The sequence below is a fragment of the Kribbella sp. NPDC051586 genome, from assembly GCF_044453965.1.
GTDB lineage: Bacteria > Actinomycetota > Actinomycetes > Propionibacteriales > Kribbellaceae > Kribbella.
Genome location: NZ_JBITDF010000003.1, coordinates 862405 through 876547, shown reverse-complemented (window position 1 = coordinate 876547; position 14143 = coordinate 862405). Strand labels below are relative to the sequence as shown.

Genomic DNA, 14143 nt, shown 5'->3' with positions numbered 1-14143 from the left:
ACTCCCCCAGCAGGCCGGGCTCGTCCGTCAGGGGACGAGCCCGGCCGACCCCTCTCGTTCGCCGCCCCGAGGAGAACACCATGCCGGAAAATCCCCATCGCCTCAGTCGACGGGCGGCCCTGTCGGGCGCGTTGGCGGCCGCCGGAACGCTGGCCTTGCCCGGTCCCGTCGCCATGGCGGCGACTCCCCCACCGGCAGGCCTCGACGCCGCCGAGCTGGAGCAGCGGGCGCTGGCGTTGCAGCCACCTGCCTTCCTGTTCGAGTCAGGCGTGCCCGACCAGGTACGCGCCGGCAGCGGGTCGGCGTTGAGTATCAGCGACCGGGCCGCGAGGTGCGGAACGCGTTCTCTGCGTTGGGACTACACGCCGGGATCCGCGGTCACCGTGCAGGCGGACCTCAAGTACACGCCCGACGCCTACCGCCCCGGCCGGCTGCCAGGCACCGACCAGTGCTGGCAGGGCGTGGTCGACACGTTCTCGCTGTGGCTGTACAACGAGACGCCCGTCGACGATGTGGTGCGCTTCGAGTTCGGTGAGGGTCCGCGCACCGACGCGTGGTTCGAGTTCCGGCTCGACTTCGTCGGCTGGCGCACCGCTTGGGTGCGCTACGGCTACGACCTCGAGGGCCGCCCGCACCCGGGAATGGACACGCTGCGCCTGATCGCGCCACGCAGTACCGGCACCTTGTACGTCGACCTGATGGTGCTCAACCGGGACGTGCGACCCGACAGTCCTACCAGGGATGCCCAAGTGCCTTTCGTTGCCTTGGAGAACGACCAAGGAGACACCTCCCACTGGTCGGCTCTCTACCGCTACGACCAACTGCTGACCGGCAACCCCCTGGAGACGCCGGCACCGTCCTCGGGCGAGCTGACCTGTCTGCAAGCCGCCCAGGCGCGCTATCACGACGACTATCTGGTCCCAGCGAGCAGCCCGACCACGCAGGTGCTGGCGACCCAGGTCGACGCGCTGGGTGTGCCGTCGCGCGACTCCACCGGCGTCGGCCGGCCGATCGTGTCGCGCCCGACCGAGGTCTACCCGGCCGAGATCGCGACCGACCTCGCCGCCTTCATCGGTGCGGCCGCCATGCTCGACTACACGACCCTGATGAAGAAGGTGGCGCAGGCCTACAGCATCGCCGCGACCGCCGACCGGCCGGTGCTGGCCGAGCTGTACCTGCGCATGATCACCCACCTGCGCGACCAGGGCTGGCAGCGCGGCAGCGTCCAGGGCACCGTGCACCACCTCGGCTACGACTTTCGCACGTACTACGACTCCGTCCACCTCATGCGCGAGGTGCTCCGCGACGCGGGCCTGCTGGCCGCCGTGCGCGCCGACGTGACCTGGTTCTCCGGGCTGGGCCGGATCTTCCGGAGCTGGGACGAGCGTCACGCGTACAGCAGCACGATGGACATCCTCAACACCACAGTGGCGGGCATGTTCCTTTCGATCCTGCTCCAGGACACCGAGGCGGAACAGGTCGCCTACCTGCACGCCCTGCGCGACTGGCTCAGCCAGGCACTGCTGCCCAGCCCCGGGGTCCAGGACGGCATCAAGGTCGACGGCACGGCCTTCCACCATGTCGGGTTCTACCCCGACTACAGCCGTGACGCGTTCATCGGCGTCAGCCCTTTCATCTACATCCTGAGCGGCGGTGTCTTCCAGATCTCGCGGCCGGCGCACGAATCCCTCAAGCGGGCGCTGCTGACCACGCGCACGTACGCGAACACCACCAACTGGCCGATGGCGATCACCGCCCGCCACCCCACAGGTGACCACAGCCTGTCGGTCGTCCCCTATGTCTGGGCAGCGCTGGCCGGGACCCCGGACGGCTCGTCGGACGTCGACCCGGAACTGGCGGCCGCGCTCTTCCGGCTACTGCCCGCACAGCCGAGCTCGGCGCCACCGAAGCTTCTGCAGCGACTCAAGGCACGTGGCATCCCTGCCGAGACCACCCCGAGCGGCAACTGGGCGCTCAACTACGCCGCCCTGTCGCTGCATCGGCGGGACGACTGGATGGTCTCGGTCCGGGGACACAACCGCTATCTGTGGTCCACCGAGGTCTACAACGGTGCGAACTGGTACGGCAGATACTCCACCTACGGACAGGTCCAGGTGCAGAGCCGCGGCAACCCGGTCACCAACAAGGCCAGCGGCTACAGCCAGAACGGCTGGAACTGGAGCCGGTGGCCCGGCACCACGGCGATCAACCTGCCACTCTCCGCGCTGAAGGCCGATCTCACCGGCGCCATCGAGGAGATGCTGCTCACCGACTCGGCTTTCGCCGGTGCACACACGATCGACGACCGGCACGGGATGTTCGCGATGCGCCTGCACGAGCACCCGAAGTACGACGGTTCGCACCGCGCGCTGAAGTCGGTGTTCTGCTTCGACGACCAGGTCGTCGCGATCGGCACCGGCATCGAGAACACCGACCGCGTGAACGAGACCGAAACCACCCTGTTCCAGACCGCGCTCGGCACACAGACGGCACCCACCTATGTGGACGACCCGGTACCCGTCACGGCGTTCCCGTACGAACGGCCCGACATCAGTCTCATCGAGCCCCGCTGGCTTCTCGACGACAAAGGCATCGGGTACTACCTGCCGGCCGGTCAGCGCATCGGGCTCTCCCGCACAACCCAGACGTCCCGCGACCAAGGCACCGACCAGCCGACCACCGGCGACTTCGCCACCGCCTGGATCCGGCACGGCACCGCGCCCCGCGATGCCGGCTATCAGTACGCCATGGTGGTCAACGCCACCGCCGATTCGATGGCCGCGTTCACTACCGCGATGGCGGATCCGGACACCTCGCCGTACACGGTGTTGCGGGCCGACAGCGTCGCCCACATCGTCACCGACCGGGCCACCGGAATCACCGGGTACGCCCTCTTCGAAGCGACCCGCGACCTGGCCGCCGGTGCGGTCCGTGCGGTCGACACCCCCTCCATGCTGCTGACGCATGCCGTCGGCAACGACCTGGTCCTGTCGGTGTGCGACCCCGACCTGCATCTGTACGACGGCATCGACAACGACCAGTACCAGGGCAACACCTACGTCGGCCACTACACCCTGTTTTCCCGGCCCTGGCTGACCAACCTCAGCCGCCCACACCGCCTGCGCGTAACGATTGCCGGCCACTGGCGGGCCTCGGACGACGAGCAGGCCTGCCGCACGAGGACGCTCGGCGAGTCGACCGTCGTGGAGTTCGAGACCGTACACGCCCGCCCGGTCCAGGTCCGCCTGTCCCCCACGGAGCACTAGACGTGTACTCCGAAAGGAAAGAATCATGTCCGTTGCCGCGCCGCCGAACATCCTCGTCATCATGGCCGATCAGTGGGCGGCCCACGCGCTGGGTTGCGCCGGCTCAACCGTCGTTCGGACGCCGAACCTGGACAAGCTGGCCAACGCGGGCACCCGCTTCGACCGGGCCTACACGACCTTCCCGCTGTGCGTACCCGCCCGCGCTTCACTGATCTCCGGTCGCCAGCCGCACGAATTGGGTGTCTACGGCAACGAAGGCAACGCGGACAACGCGCCAGGTCGGGAGAAGGACAGCCTGGGCCACTGGTTCGCGGCGGCCGGCTACGACTGCGCGTACGGCGGCAAGTGGCACGCGCCCGAAGCCAGCGCCCACCAGGAGGACGGCTTCGACGTCATCCATCCGTTCGGCGACAAGGGACTTGCGGCCGCCGCGACGGGCTGGCTCGAGACCCGGCAGAACCGTGAAGCGCCTTTCCTGCTCTTTGTCTCGTTCGACAACCCACACACCATCTGCGAATACGCACGCGACCAGCACCTGCCCTACGGCGACGTCCAGCCGCCCGCCGACATTCGCGACGCGCCACCGTTGCCGGCCAACTTCGCGACCGCTCCGTACAGCCCACAAGCCCTGGCCCACGAGCGGTCCGCGGCCGAGCACGTCTACGGGACCTCCGGCTTCGGCCCCGACGACTGGCGGCTGTACCGGCACGCGTACGCGCAGCTCATCGAACGGACAGACCAACAGATCGGCATCATCCTGACGGCCATGGAACAGCAGGGCCTGGCGGACAACACCGTCGTTCTCTTCACCAGCGACCACGGCGACGGCGACGCCGCCCACGGCTGGAATCAGAAGACATCCCTGCAGGAGGAATCCATCCGCGTTCCCTTCCTGATGAAAGGGCCCGGCGTGCCCAGGAATCACGTCAGCAGCCAATTGGTCTCTGTGGGTCTGGACCTCATCCCCACGCTCTGCGGGGTGGCAGGAGTCCAAAACCGTCCCGACGCCAAGGGACTCAACTGCCTGGCAGCACAGCGCGCCGCGGACGAAGGACTCGTCGTCGAGACTGCTTTTCTGACCACCCAACATCCGTCGACGCTGGGGCGTTGCTTCGTCGGCCACCGATACAAATACACGGTCTACAGCTGGGGCAAACATCGTGAACAACTGGTGGACCTCGTGGCGGACCCCGGAGAACTTCGCAACCTAGCCGCGGAGTCGGCGTTCGACGCGATCCTCGAGGAGTTCCGGATGAAGCTCCTGGACTCGTGCCTCAAGACCAACGACACAGCCTTCTTGAAGAAGCTCGTGCTCCCCCCAGCTACCGAGAGCTCGGTCCGCGACGAGATCTTCGCCGTTCCGTACTGACCCTTCTTTCCCTTCAGGAATCGCGCAGCGCAACGGCCGCGACCGGGCCCTGACTACGAGGCCGACAGCTCAGGCTTCGTGGTCGGTCGGCGGGCGGGCGCCGCAGGACGCGCGGATGACGAGGCGGGGTCTGAGGTGGATCTGATGGATCGGCAGGGCGTCGCCGAGCTCCAGGCGTCGCAGCAGGACCTGCACCGCCAGCTCGCCGAGCTGGTAGCGCGGTGGCGAGACAGCCGTCATCGGCACTTCCGCGACGTCGGCGAACTCATTGTCATAGGCAATGATTGCGAAATCGTCGGGAACTGTGAGTCCCGCGCGCCGGACGGCGCCCAGCACCAGAGAGGCCTCCCGGTCGCCGAAGCACAGTGCCGCTGTGATCTCCTCCGACCTGAACCGCTCGACGGTTTCCTTGGCATGTCTGGAGTTCCAGGCCGCCATCGGGTTCAGCTGCGGAGCGTGCAGGGTGAGTCCGAGGTCCGCGATCGCCGACTCGAAGCCGGAGCGGATCGGCGCCGAGGTGGCCGCGTCGGACCGCAGAGCGAGACCGATCTCGCGATGGCCGAGGTCGTGCAGGTGCCTGATGGCGTCGTAGGCGCCTCCCTCGTGATCCGTGCACACGTGTTCCATCGAGTCGGCCGGGCCGAGGGTAGCGAGCCGTCGTTCGACGAACACGATCGGGACCGGCAGTGCGCGCAGGTCGGACACCCGCGCTCGTGGATCGGCCAGGTCGTGCAGCGACGGTACTAGGAGGAGCCCGTCCACTCCTGCTTTCAGCAGTTCGCCGATCGCCTGGTCCTCGGCGTCGGGGTCGTAGTGCGAGCAGGAAAGCACCAGGCGCGCGTTCGCCTGGAACAGCGCCTTCTCGATGCCTTGCAGCACGCGCGGGTAGTACAGCGTGGTGTCCGGGACCAGAACGCCGATCACCCGCTGCCGGGTGGCCGCCCGGTGTCCCCTCGGCGCGACGAACGTGCCCGCGCCCTGACGTCGTACGACGAGACCGTCGACGGCCAGCTCCTGGTACGCGTGCCGGACGGTGGTCAGTGACATACCGGTTTCTGCCGACAAGGCTTCCTCGGTCGGCAGTTTGCTGTCCGGCGGATAGGTGTTGTCGAGAATCCGGTGCCGCAGTTCACCGGCGAGTTGCCGGAACTTCAGCTCGCGCGAGGTCTGAGGCAGTACGGCCCGGCCGGAGGCCGTGTCCGAGCTCGCGTCTGGCTCCATGATCGCTCCTCGCAACATCAAGATTCCCGATCATTACACCACCGGACAAGAGGATTGAAGTAGGAATCGACCATTGCCGGCGCACCGCGCCACGGCGACGGCGATCAGTCTTGGAATCAGTCTTGATTCCTTTTCTTCCCTGCCCCCACCGTCTCTCAAAAGTCGAATGCTCGAACTGGAGAGGACGCAAGCGCCATGAACACATCCATCCCCCGCCGTCTGGCCGTGAGCTGTACGGTCGCGGCCCTTGCGGCCACCGCTCTGGCCGGCTGCGGCTCCAGCTCCGACAGCGGCTCGAGTGCCGACAAGGAACTCACGTACTGGGCGTCGTGGAAGGACGGCGAGCCGCAGCAGGTCGCGCTGGCGAAGTCGATTGCCGAGTTCACCCGCCAGACCGGCATCAAGGTCAACGTACAGTGGCAGGGCCGCGACGTCCTGACCAAGCTGCAACCCACGCTGATGACCAGTCCGGCCGCCGATCTGTTCGACAGCAGCTACAACAACGTCAAGTCCAAGATCCCCGCCGGTGGCGCTGCGGACCTGACGAGTGTGCTCGGCGCGCAGGTGCCCGTCGAGGAGAGCACCGTCGGGAAAGTCATTCCTGAAGACCTGCAGAAGTTGGCCGGGATCGACGGCAAGCATCCCCTGATTCCGTACGTCACCCTCTGCAACACGGTTTGGTACAACGGCGCACGCTTCCCAGCGCTCGCGAACGCCGCACCCGCCACCTGGCAGGCGTTCCAGCAACTGCTCGACAAGCAGAAGGCAGCCGGGCATGCGCCGCTGGCTCTCGACGCGGACATCCCCGGCTACAGTGCGTTCTGGTTCGTCAGCCTCGTCGTGGCCAAGGCCGGAGCTGGAGCCTTCCACCAGGCCGCCGGAGACAAGACCGGCGCCTCCTGGGACAAACCGGAGTTCGCCGCGGCCGCCGCGCAGGTCGAGCATCTGGCCAAGGGTGGCTACTTCGCGGACGGTTACAGCGCGAGCAAGTTCCCGGCGTTGCAGCAGAGATTCGCCGCGAACAAGGCCGACTTCATCCTGATGGGTTCGTGGCTGCCCAGCGAGGCGAAGCCGTACGCCGCGGACGGCTTCCAGTACCGCACCTTCGGCTTCCCGGCCGACGGCGCCTCGAGCACCCCGGTGATGTGTCAGCCGTCGGGTTGGGTCGTACCCGCCAAGGCCAAGCACAAGGCGGCCGCCGAGAAGCTCATCGCCTTCCTGTACAGCAAGCCACAGGTACAGGCCTACGAAGATGCCACCGCCTCTCTGATGGCGAGGCAGGATGTGACGATGGCCCCGGACGCCGCCGGCGTCGCCGCCATCGTCAAGAAGAACGGGACCTACGCGAACGCCGACGGAGTGGTCGCCGACTACTCGGGCTGGTTCACCAAGGTGTTCCTTCCGCTCGACGACCAGCTCGTCGCGGGCAAGATCTCGGCGAACGACTTCATCGGCGGGCTGAAGTCCCAGAGCATCGACTTCTGGAAGCGCGAACAGTGACGGGCGTTGCCCGCACGGTCCTAGTGGTCAACCCCGGCGTGACCCGTGCCGTCGATCGCCGCAAAGGAAGCGCTCTACAACGTCAACGCCGGCGGCTGTACGCACCGTTCGTGACACCGGCTCTCGTGCTGTACGCGATCTTCCTGCTCGTCCCGGTCGCGGCCACGGCGTACATCAGCCTGCACAAGTGGCCGGGCTACGGTCCGATGGAATGGTCCGGCCTCCGGAACTATCGCTACATGTTCGCCGACCCCGTGTTCCAGCAGGCGTTGAAGAACACGATGCTGCTGCTCGTTGGAGCTGGTGTCGCCACCTTCGCGGTCAGCTTCGGACTGACCATGCTGCTGCGAGACCTGACCGGCCGATCGACGGCGCGATCAGTGATCTTCTTCCCGAACATCGTGCCGGCCCTGGTGCTGTCGATCCTGTGGGGCTTCCTGTTCCAGGCCGACGGTCTGGTCAACAAGATCCTCAGGTCGGTCGGCGTGCACCATCCGCCGGGATGGCTGTCGCAGGAGCACCAGTACACGATGATCCTGATCGGCCTGGTCTGGATCAACACGGGCTTCTACACGACGATCATCATGGCCGCGGTCGACCGCATCCCGCCGTACCTGTACGAAGACTGCCTGCTCGCCGGCGCCAATGCCTGGCAGCGTTTCCGCCATGTGACCCTGCCGCTGTCGTGGGACGTGATCGGCGTCTGCTCGGTGTTGTGGACGATCAACTCGATCAAGACCTTCGAGTTCATCCTCGCGATGGCCGGCTCGGCCAGCGGGCTGCCGAGTACGCGTACCTGGACCATGTCGCTCTACGCGTACGCGACCGCCTTCGCGTCCGAGGGCGTGCCGAGCTTCGGCCTCGCGGCCGCCGACTCGATCTTCACGCTCGGTCTGGTCGCGGTGCTGGTCGTGCTGATCCGCCGAGTCATGCGACGCGACCCCATCCAGTTCTGAACGGATCGACCATGAGTTCACTGACCAAGAGTTCACTGGCCAAGAGTTCACTGACCAACCTCCGCACCTTACGACGCCCACCACGGCCGACCCGGGCCGGCGCGATCCAGCGGTTCGTCGGCGCGCCGCTCGCCTGGGCGCTGGTGATTTTCAATCTCGCCGTGCTGGTCTGGATCCTGCTCAACTCGGTGAAGTCGACCCGGGAGTTGCTGAACGCCCCATGGTCGCTGCCCGAGTCACTGCACTGGGAGAATTTCGCCCGCGCCTGGTCGACGGGGAACTTCGGACCCGCGGCGATCAATTCGCTCGTGCTCGTGGCCGCCACCGCGGCGGCCACGGTGCTGCTCGCCGCGCCGGCGGGCTACGCCCTGAGCAGGCTCGGTGCGCCGAGCGCCGGCGCCGCGACCTCGCTGTTCGCGATCGGCCTGGGCATACCCGCCCAGGCGATCTTCCTTCCCCTGTACGCCGTGATGAGCCATCTCGGCCTGGTCAACAGCCTGTGGGGGCTCTGGCTGCTGTACACGGCGACGTCCATGCCGTTCGCGGTCTTCTTCCTCACCGGGTTCTTCAGGTCACTACCCATCGAGCTCGAGGAGGCTGCCGCGCTGGACGGCGCCAGTCCGCTGTACACCTTCGCGCGGATCATGATGCCGGTCTGCCGCAGTGGCATCGTCACACTGCTGCTGCTCAATGTCATCGGCCACTGGGGCGAGACCTTCTTCGCGCTGGTCTTCATCCATGACCAGCGCCTGCAGACGCTGCCGCTGGCGATGCTGGGCTTCCTGCAGCAGATGCAGTACAACGGCGCCGACTGGGGCGGCATGTTCGCCGGGATCGCCATCGTCGTACTGCCACTGGTCGTGCTCTATCTGTGGCTCGGCCGCCGAATCATCGAGGGAATGACCTTGGGCTCGGACAAATAGGTCCGCCCATCCTTGTCAGAAAGGCTTTTCGTGTCTCCACAGAAGACAGCCCTGATCGCCATGAGCCTCGACGTGCAGGCGCTGGCCTTCCCGCCCGACCTCTTCGATCGTCTGAGTGAGACGGTCAGCCTCCGCGACGTGGTTGTCCACGACTTCGGCGATCCCGAGGTCCGCAAGGCACTCGCAACGACCGACATCCTCATCACGGGGTGGGGATGCCCGCGTGTCGACCGCTCGGTGCTCGCCGACGCACCGCGACTGACAGCGATCGTTCATGCGGCCGGGAGCGTCAAGGGGCACCTCGCCGCCGAGGTCTGGGAACGCGGCATCCTCGTGTCCTCGGCCGCGGGCGCCAATGCAGGGCCTGTCGCTCAGTTCACGGTCAGCGCCATTCACCTGGCCGGCAAGAAGGCCTTCTACCTGGCCAGCCGCTACCGCGCCGGTCATCCGCAGAACAGCACCACCGATCCGGCCATCGGCAACGAGGGACGCACGGTGGGCATCGTCGGGGCGTCGCGGATCGGCCGGCTCGTGCTCGCCAGGCTGGCCGATTCGGCGTACCGGCTCCTCGTCAGCGATCCGTTCCTGACGCGGGAGTCCGCTGCCGATCTCGGCGCCGAACTGGTGGACCTGGACACCCTCGTCAAGCGCAGCGACATCGTCTCGCTGCACGCACCGCAGACGCCGCAGACCCGGCATCTTCTCGACCCACGTCGTCTGTCGCTGTTGCGCGACGGCGCGGTCGTCATCAACACGGCCCGCGGTTCCCTGATCGACACCGAGGCCCTGACCCTGCACTGCGCGGCCGGACGGATCGACGCGGTGCTCGACGTGACCGAGCCCGAGCCGCTTCCTCCCGGTCATCCGCTACTCAGCCTGCCGAACGTCCAGGTCACGCCGCACGTGGCCGGAGCGATGGGCCGCGAGGTCCGGCTGCTCGGCGAGTTCGCCCTGGCCGAGGTGGAACGCCTCGTCCGCAACGAGCCGCTGGCCGGCCGCGTCACCGCCGCAGAGCTTCAACGCATTGCCTGACCAAAGGAGTGTCATGACCGGCAACATCACAACCTCACGCCGCTCGGTGCTCGGAGGCCTCGGGGTCCTCGGCCTCGCGGCCGCCGTCAGCGGAACGTTCGGAGCGCTGCCCGCTGTTGGCGCGTCCAGTGACTTCGCAGACCTGCGGGAGCGCTGGGTGGATCTGCTCACCGGGCGGCGAAGCACGGACCTCGCCGACCTACGGGTTCAGCAGCGGCTGGCAGCCATGGACCTCGCCGTCAGCGACAGTCGGGCCAAGCTGGCGAGTCCGGCCGGCACCCGCACGACCGTGTTCACGAATGTCCCCTTCGGTACGAGCCCGAACCTCACCACGACATACCGTCTGCTGGAACAGCTGGCGACCGCCTACGTAACGCCGGGCTCGAGCTGGTTCGGCGACGCCGGCCTGCTGACAGATGTCGTGGCAGGGCTCGACGACGCGAACCGGATCTTCTACAACGACCGGATGACGGAGTTCGGCAACTGGTGGGACTGGGAGATCGGCGCCACCAGGTCACTGGCGAACACCATGGTCCTCCTCAACGACTCACTCACCGCCGAGCAGCTGGCGCGGTACGCCGCCGCTATCGACCACTTCCTCCCCGATCCCTGGTACTCCCGTCCCGGAACGACGGCCCAGACGCTGTCGGAGGGTGCCAACCGAGTGGACCAGGGCCAGGCGGTCATCGTCCGCTCGATCGCGGTCCCCGATGCGGTCAGGCTCGCACATGCTCGCGACGGCCTCCTGGCGACCTGGCAATACGTCGCCTCGGGCAACGGATTCCATCCGGACGGCTCTTTCATCCAGCACGACGCCATGGCCTACACCGGCACGTACGGCGTGGTGCTGCTCCGTGGCCTCGCCAAGCTCTTCGCACTGCTGGCGGGAAGCAGCGTCGACATCGACTCCGGCCGCGAGAACCTCTACCAGGCCGTCGATCGATCCTTCGCGCCGTTGATCTACGACTGCCAGATGATGGACCTGGTCCGTGGACGTGGCATCAGCCGCAGCGCGGAGACAAGCCACGACGACGCATACCTGGTCATCCAGTCGATCCTGATGCTCGCCAAGGGCGTCCCTGCCGAGACGGCCACTCGCTGGCGTGCTCTGTGCGCCGGATGGATCGCGCGCGACGGCTTCGGGGACATAGGGAGCACCAGCGACCTGCCGAACCTCGCGCTGCTGAAGGAGCTCGAGGCGGCCGGAGTGACGCCGGCCGCAGAGGCCGTCGGCCATACCCTCTTCCCCGGCATGGACCGCTCCGTCCACCGACGTCCCGGCTGGGCCTTGGGGATCAGCATGGCCAGCGAACGTATCAGCTGGTACGAGTGCGGCAACGGCGAGAACGATCGCGGATACTTCACCGGCAGCGGCATGACCTATCTGTACAACGGCGACAACGGGCATTTCGACGACGGCTTCTGGCCCACCGTCGACCGCTATCGCCTGTGCGGTACGACGGTTGACACGACTCCTCTCCCGGACCGGGTCGAGGGGCAGTGGGCGGCCGGTCGGCCGGCGTCCAGCTGGGCCGGCGGCGCTGTGCTCGGCGAGCACGCCGCCGTCGGGCAGCACCTCATCGGTCCTGGCGGCACGGGTCTGACGGCGCTCAAGTCCTGGTTCTGCTTCGGTGACCTGGTCGTTGCCCTAGGCACAGACATTCGCAGTGGAAGTGGGAAGAAGGTGGAAACCGTGGTGGAGAACCGGAACCTGCACCTCAACGGTTCCGCGCAACTCGTCGTCGACGGCCGGCCGGCGGCTGCCGCTGTGGGCTCGTCCGAGATCGTGCCGGCGACCTGGGCCCACCTCGAAGGCGTCGGAGGCTACCTCTTCCCGGGTGGCGCGGTGGTGAACCTCAAACGGGAGGACCGGACTGGAAGCTGGCGCGACGTGAACACGGGTGGTCCGACGGACCCGATCACCCGTCGCTTCGTCACGGTCTGGGTCGATCACGGTGTGGTGAACAACGCGCCCGGCCAGTACGCCTATGTCCTGGTGCCAGGCGCAGACGCCGGGCGCACCGCTCGACTCGCGGAGGTATCGCCGGTCGAGATCCTGAGCAACACCAACGTCGTACAGGCCGTGCGTGTTCGGGATCAGGGTCTGGTGGGCGCCAACTTCTGGGCGGCAGGGACGATGGCCTTCCGGATGCCGGACGGTCAGAAAGTGTCCGTCGCCGTCGACCGCGCCTGCGCGCTGTTGCTCCGGTGGTCCCAAGGTCGGCTGGAGGTCTCGGTCGCCGATCCCACGCAGCACGCGACCTCGGTGCAGGTAGAGGTGCGGCAGGCCGGCTGGGCCGTGGCCACCAAGGACCCGACCGTTCGCGTCGGTGGTCCGGCGAAGGATCGCCTGCGGCTCCTCGTGACGACGGACGCCACGTACGGCGTCAGCCAGCGGGCCACTTTCGTCCGGGCCGGCTGACGGCAAAGGCGCCGACCGGTCGTCTGCCGGTCGGCGCCTTTGCTTTGGATCAGGTGCGTACCCATGGGTCGTTGCAGCGCGACAGCTCCTCGTTGAGTGCGGTCCTCAGCGCAGCGACCTCGTCGGGCCGCTGCGCGGCGACATCTTCATTCTGATAGGGATCCCTCACCAGGTCGAAGAGGTGAACGGTCTCACTCCCGTCCGCGGCACGTTGAACGACGAGCATTCGATCGTGCGTCCGCAGCCCGCGAACGTCCTCCGGCGTGTTCTCGGCTTCAGCGGCCGGCCGCAGATACACGGCGCGGTCAGGCCGGTCCGATCGTTCGCCACGCAAGGCGTCTGCCAGGTTCCGTCCCTGCATCTCGTCCGGGACGTCCGCACCGAGCAGGCCGAGCAGCGTGGGCGCCACGTCGGGTGCGCCCAGCAGTAGATCGTCGGCTCGCGCAGGGACCCGGCCCGGCCAGCGGAGCAGGAACGGGACGAGCAACGACTCGTCGTACCAGACGTTCTTGTAGATCAGGCCCTGGCTGCCGAGCTGCATCCCGTGGTCGGAGGTGAACACGACGATGGTGTCGTCAGCCAGGCCCTCCGCGTCGAGCGTGGCCAGCAGTCGGCCGATCTGCGCGTCGACCCCGGTCATGGCCGCGAAGTACTGCGGAGCGATCGTCGCCGCCTCGTCCGCCTCGAGCGATCCCCATCGCACGTTGGGACGGACGAGCAGATCCTCGGCGGCCAGGTGACGGTACTTGTCGAGGTAGCGCGCGGGAACGGTGTCGAAGGGCTGGTGCGGCGGGTTGTAGGACATCATCAGGGCGAAGGATGTTCCATCGTCCCGGTACCGCTCCCCCGCGCCGTGAAGGAAGTCGACGGCAACGTCGGTCTCGTGCTCCGGCGACCAGGCCTCGACCCGGGTCGGGGCTTCCCGCGGGGCGTTGCCCGTCCAGTAGTGGGGACGCAGGTGGTCGTCGGAGCATCCGTGTGAGTACCAGAATTCGAACCCGTGCCGCCGCGCTGGTGGCGTGTACGCGTCCCAGACGCACCCGTCTTCCCGCGGGCCTTCGCCGTGGACGGCATCGTCCTCGATCGGCGCGTCGAGATGCCACTTGCCGACGTACCCCAAGTCGTACCCGTCGGCGTGCAGGACGTCCGACCAACAGGTCACACCGGCCCGGAGCTCCACGCCGAGCGGTGCAGTCACAGAGTTGACGTTGAGCGGTACGCCGTTCTGGAACGGGTACTGCCCGGACATCAGCATCGCCCGGTAGGGGCTGCAGACGGGATAGTTGCTCACGGCATTGGTCAGCAGCACCGACTCCGCGGCGAGGTCGTCGAGGTGCGGTGTCAGCACCGGGTCCTGGCCGAGACAGCCGAGGGCGCTGCTACGCCACTGGTCGGCCAGGATGAACAGCAGATTCGGACGTGTTGTCTTGGGCAACAAAGAACCTTCCTCGAGA

At 67.2% G+C, this 14143-nt stretch carries 9 protein-coding genes; 7 read left to right on the top strand and 2 right to left on the bottom strand.

The features are described 5' to 3' along the window. The first annotated feature begins 80 nt into the window (after window positions 1–80). Window positions 81–3266, top strand: coding sequence for a chondroitinase family polysaccharide lyase (locus ACIA58_RS22890; RefSeq protein ID WP_396405774.1), 3186 nt, complete (start codon window positions 81–83; stop codon window positions 3264–3266). A gap of 25 nt (window positions 3267–3291) precedes the next feature. Next, window positions 3292–4635, top strand: coding sequence for a sulfatase (locus tag ACIA58_RS22885; protein WP_396405773.1), 1344 nt, complete (start codon window positions 3292–3294; stop codon window positions 4633–4635). Window positions 4636–4704: 69 nt separating this feature from the next. On the opposite strand, the gene ACIA58_RS22880 is transcribed toward ACIA58_RS22885, so the two are convergent. Further along, complete coding sequence (locus ACIA58_RS22880; RefSeq protein ID WP_396405772.1) at window positions 4705–5856, bottom strand: GntR family transcriptional regulator; 1152 nt, start codon at window positions 5854–5856, stop codon at window positions 4705–4707. A gap of 195 nt (window positions 5857–6051) precedes the next feature. Here ACIA58_RS22880 and ACIA58_RS22875 point away from each other — a divergent pair, with 195 nt between their 5' ends. The 5 genes from ACIA58_RS22875 to ACIA58_RS22855 all read left to right on the top strand — a co-directional run bounded on the left by ACIA58_RS22875 (window position 6052) and on the right by ACIA58_RS22855 (window position 12689). Continuing rightward, window positions 6052–7356, top strand: coding sequence for an ABC transporter substrate-binding protein (locus tag ACIA58_RS22875; RefSeq protein WP_396405771.1), 1305 nt, complete (start codon window positions 6052–6054; stop codon window positions 7354–7356). A gap of 110 nt (window positions 7357–7466) precedes the next feature. Then, on the top strand, window positions 7467–8312 hold the full coding sequence (locus ACIA58_RS22870; protein WP_396405770.1) for a carbohydrate ABC transporter permease: 846 nt from the start codon (window positions 7467–7469) through the stop codon (window positions 8310–8312). Between the two features lie 11 nt (window positions 8313–8323). Then, window positions 8324–9235 carry a carbohydrate ABC transporter permease gene (locus ACIA58_RS22865; protein WP_396405769.1) on the top strand — a complete coding sequence of 304 codons (912 nt, stop codon included), beginning with the start codon at window positions 8324–8326 and terminating at the stop codon, window positions 9233–9235. Window positions 9236–9265: 30 nt separating this feature from the next. Beyond that, on the top strand, window positions 9266–10267 hold the full coding sequence (locus ACIA58_RS22860; protein ID WP_396405768.1) for a hydroxyacid dehydrogenase: 1002 nt from the start codon (window positions 9266–9268) through the stop codon (window positions 10265–10267). A 13-nt stretch (window positions 10268–10280) separates the two neighbouring features. Further along, window positions 10281–12689, top strand: a complete 2409-nt coding sequence (locus tag ACIA58_RS22855) for a polysaccharide lyase 8 family protein (protein ID WP_396405767.1) — start codon at window positions 10281–10283, stop codon at window positions 12687–12689. A 49-nt stretch (window positions 12690–12738) separates the two neighbouring features. Here the strand turns inward: ACIA58_RS22855 and ACIA58_RS22850 are convergent, their stop codons facing one another. Then, complete coding sequence (locus ACIA58_RS22850; RefSeq protein ID WP_396405766.1) at window positions 12739–14124, bottom strand: sulfatase; 1386 nt, start codon at window positions 14122–14124, stop codon at window positions 12739–12741. Window positions 14125–14143 lie beyond the last annotated feature (19 nt).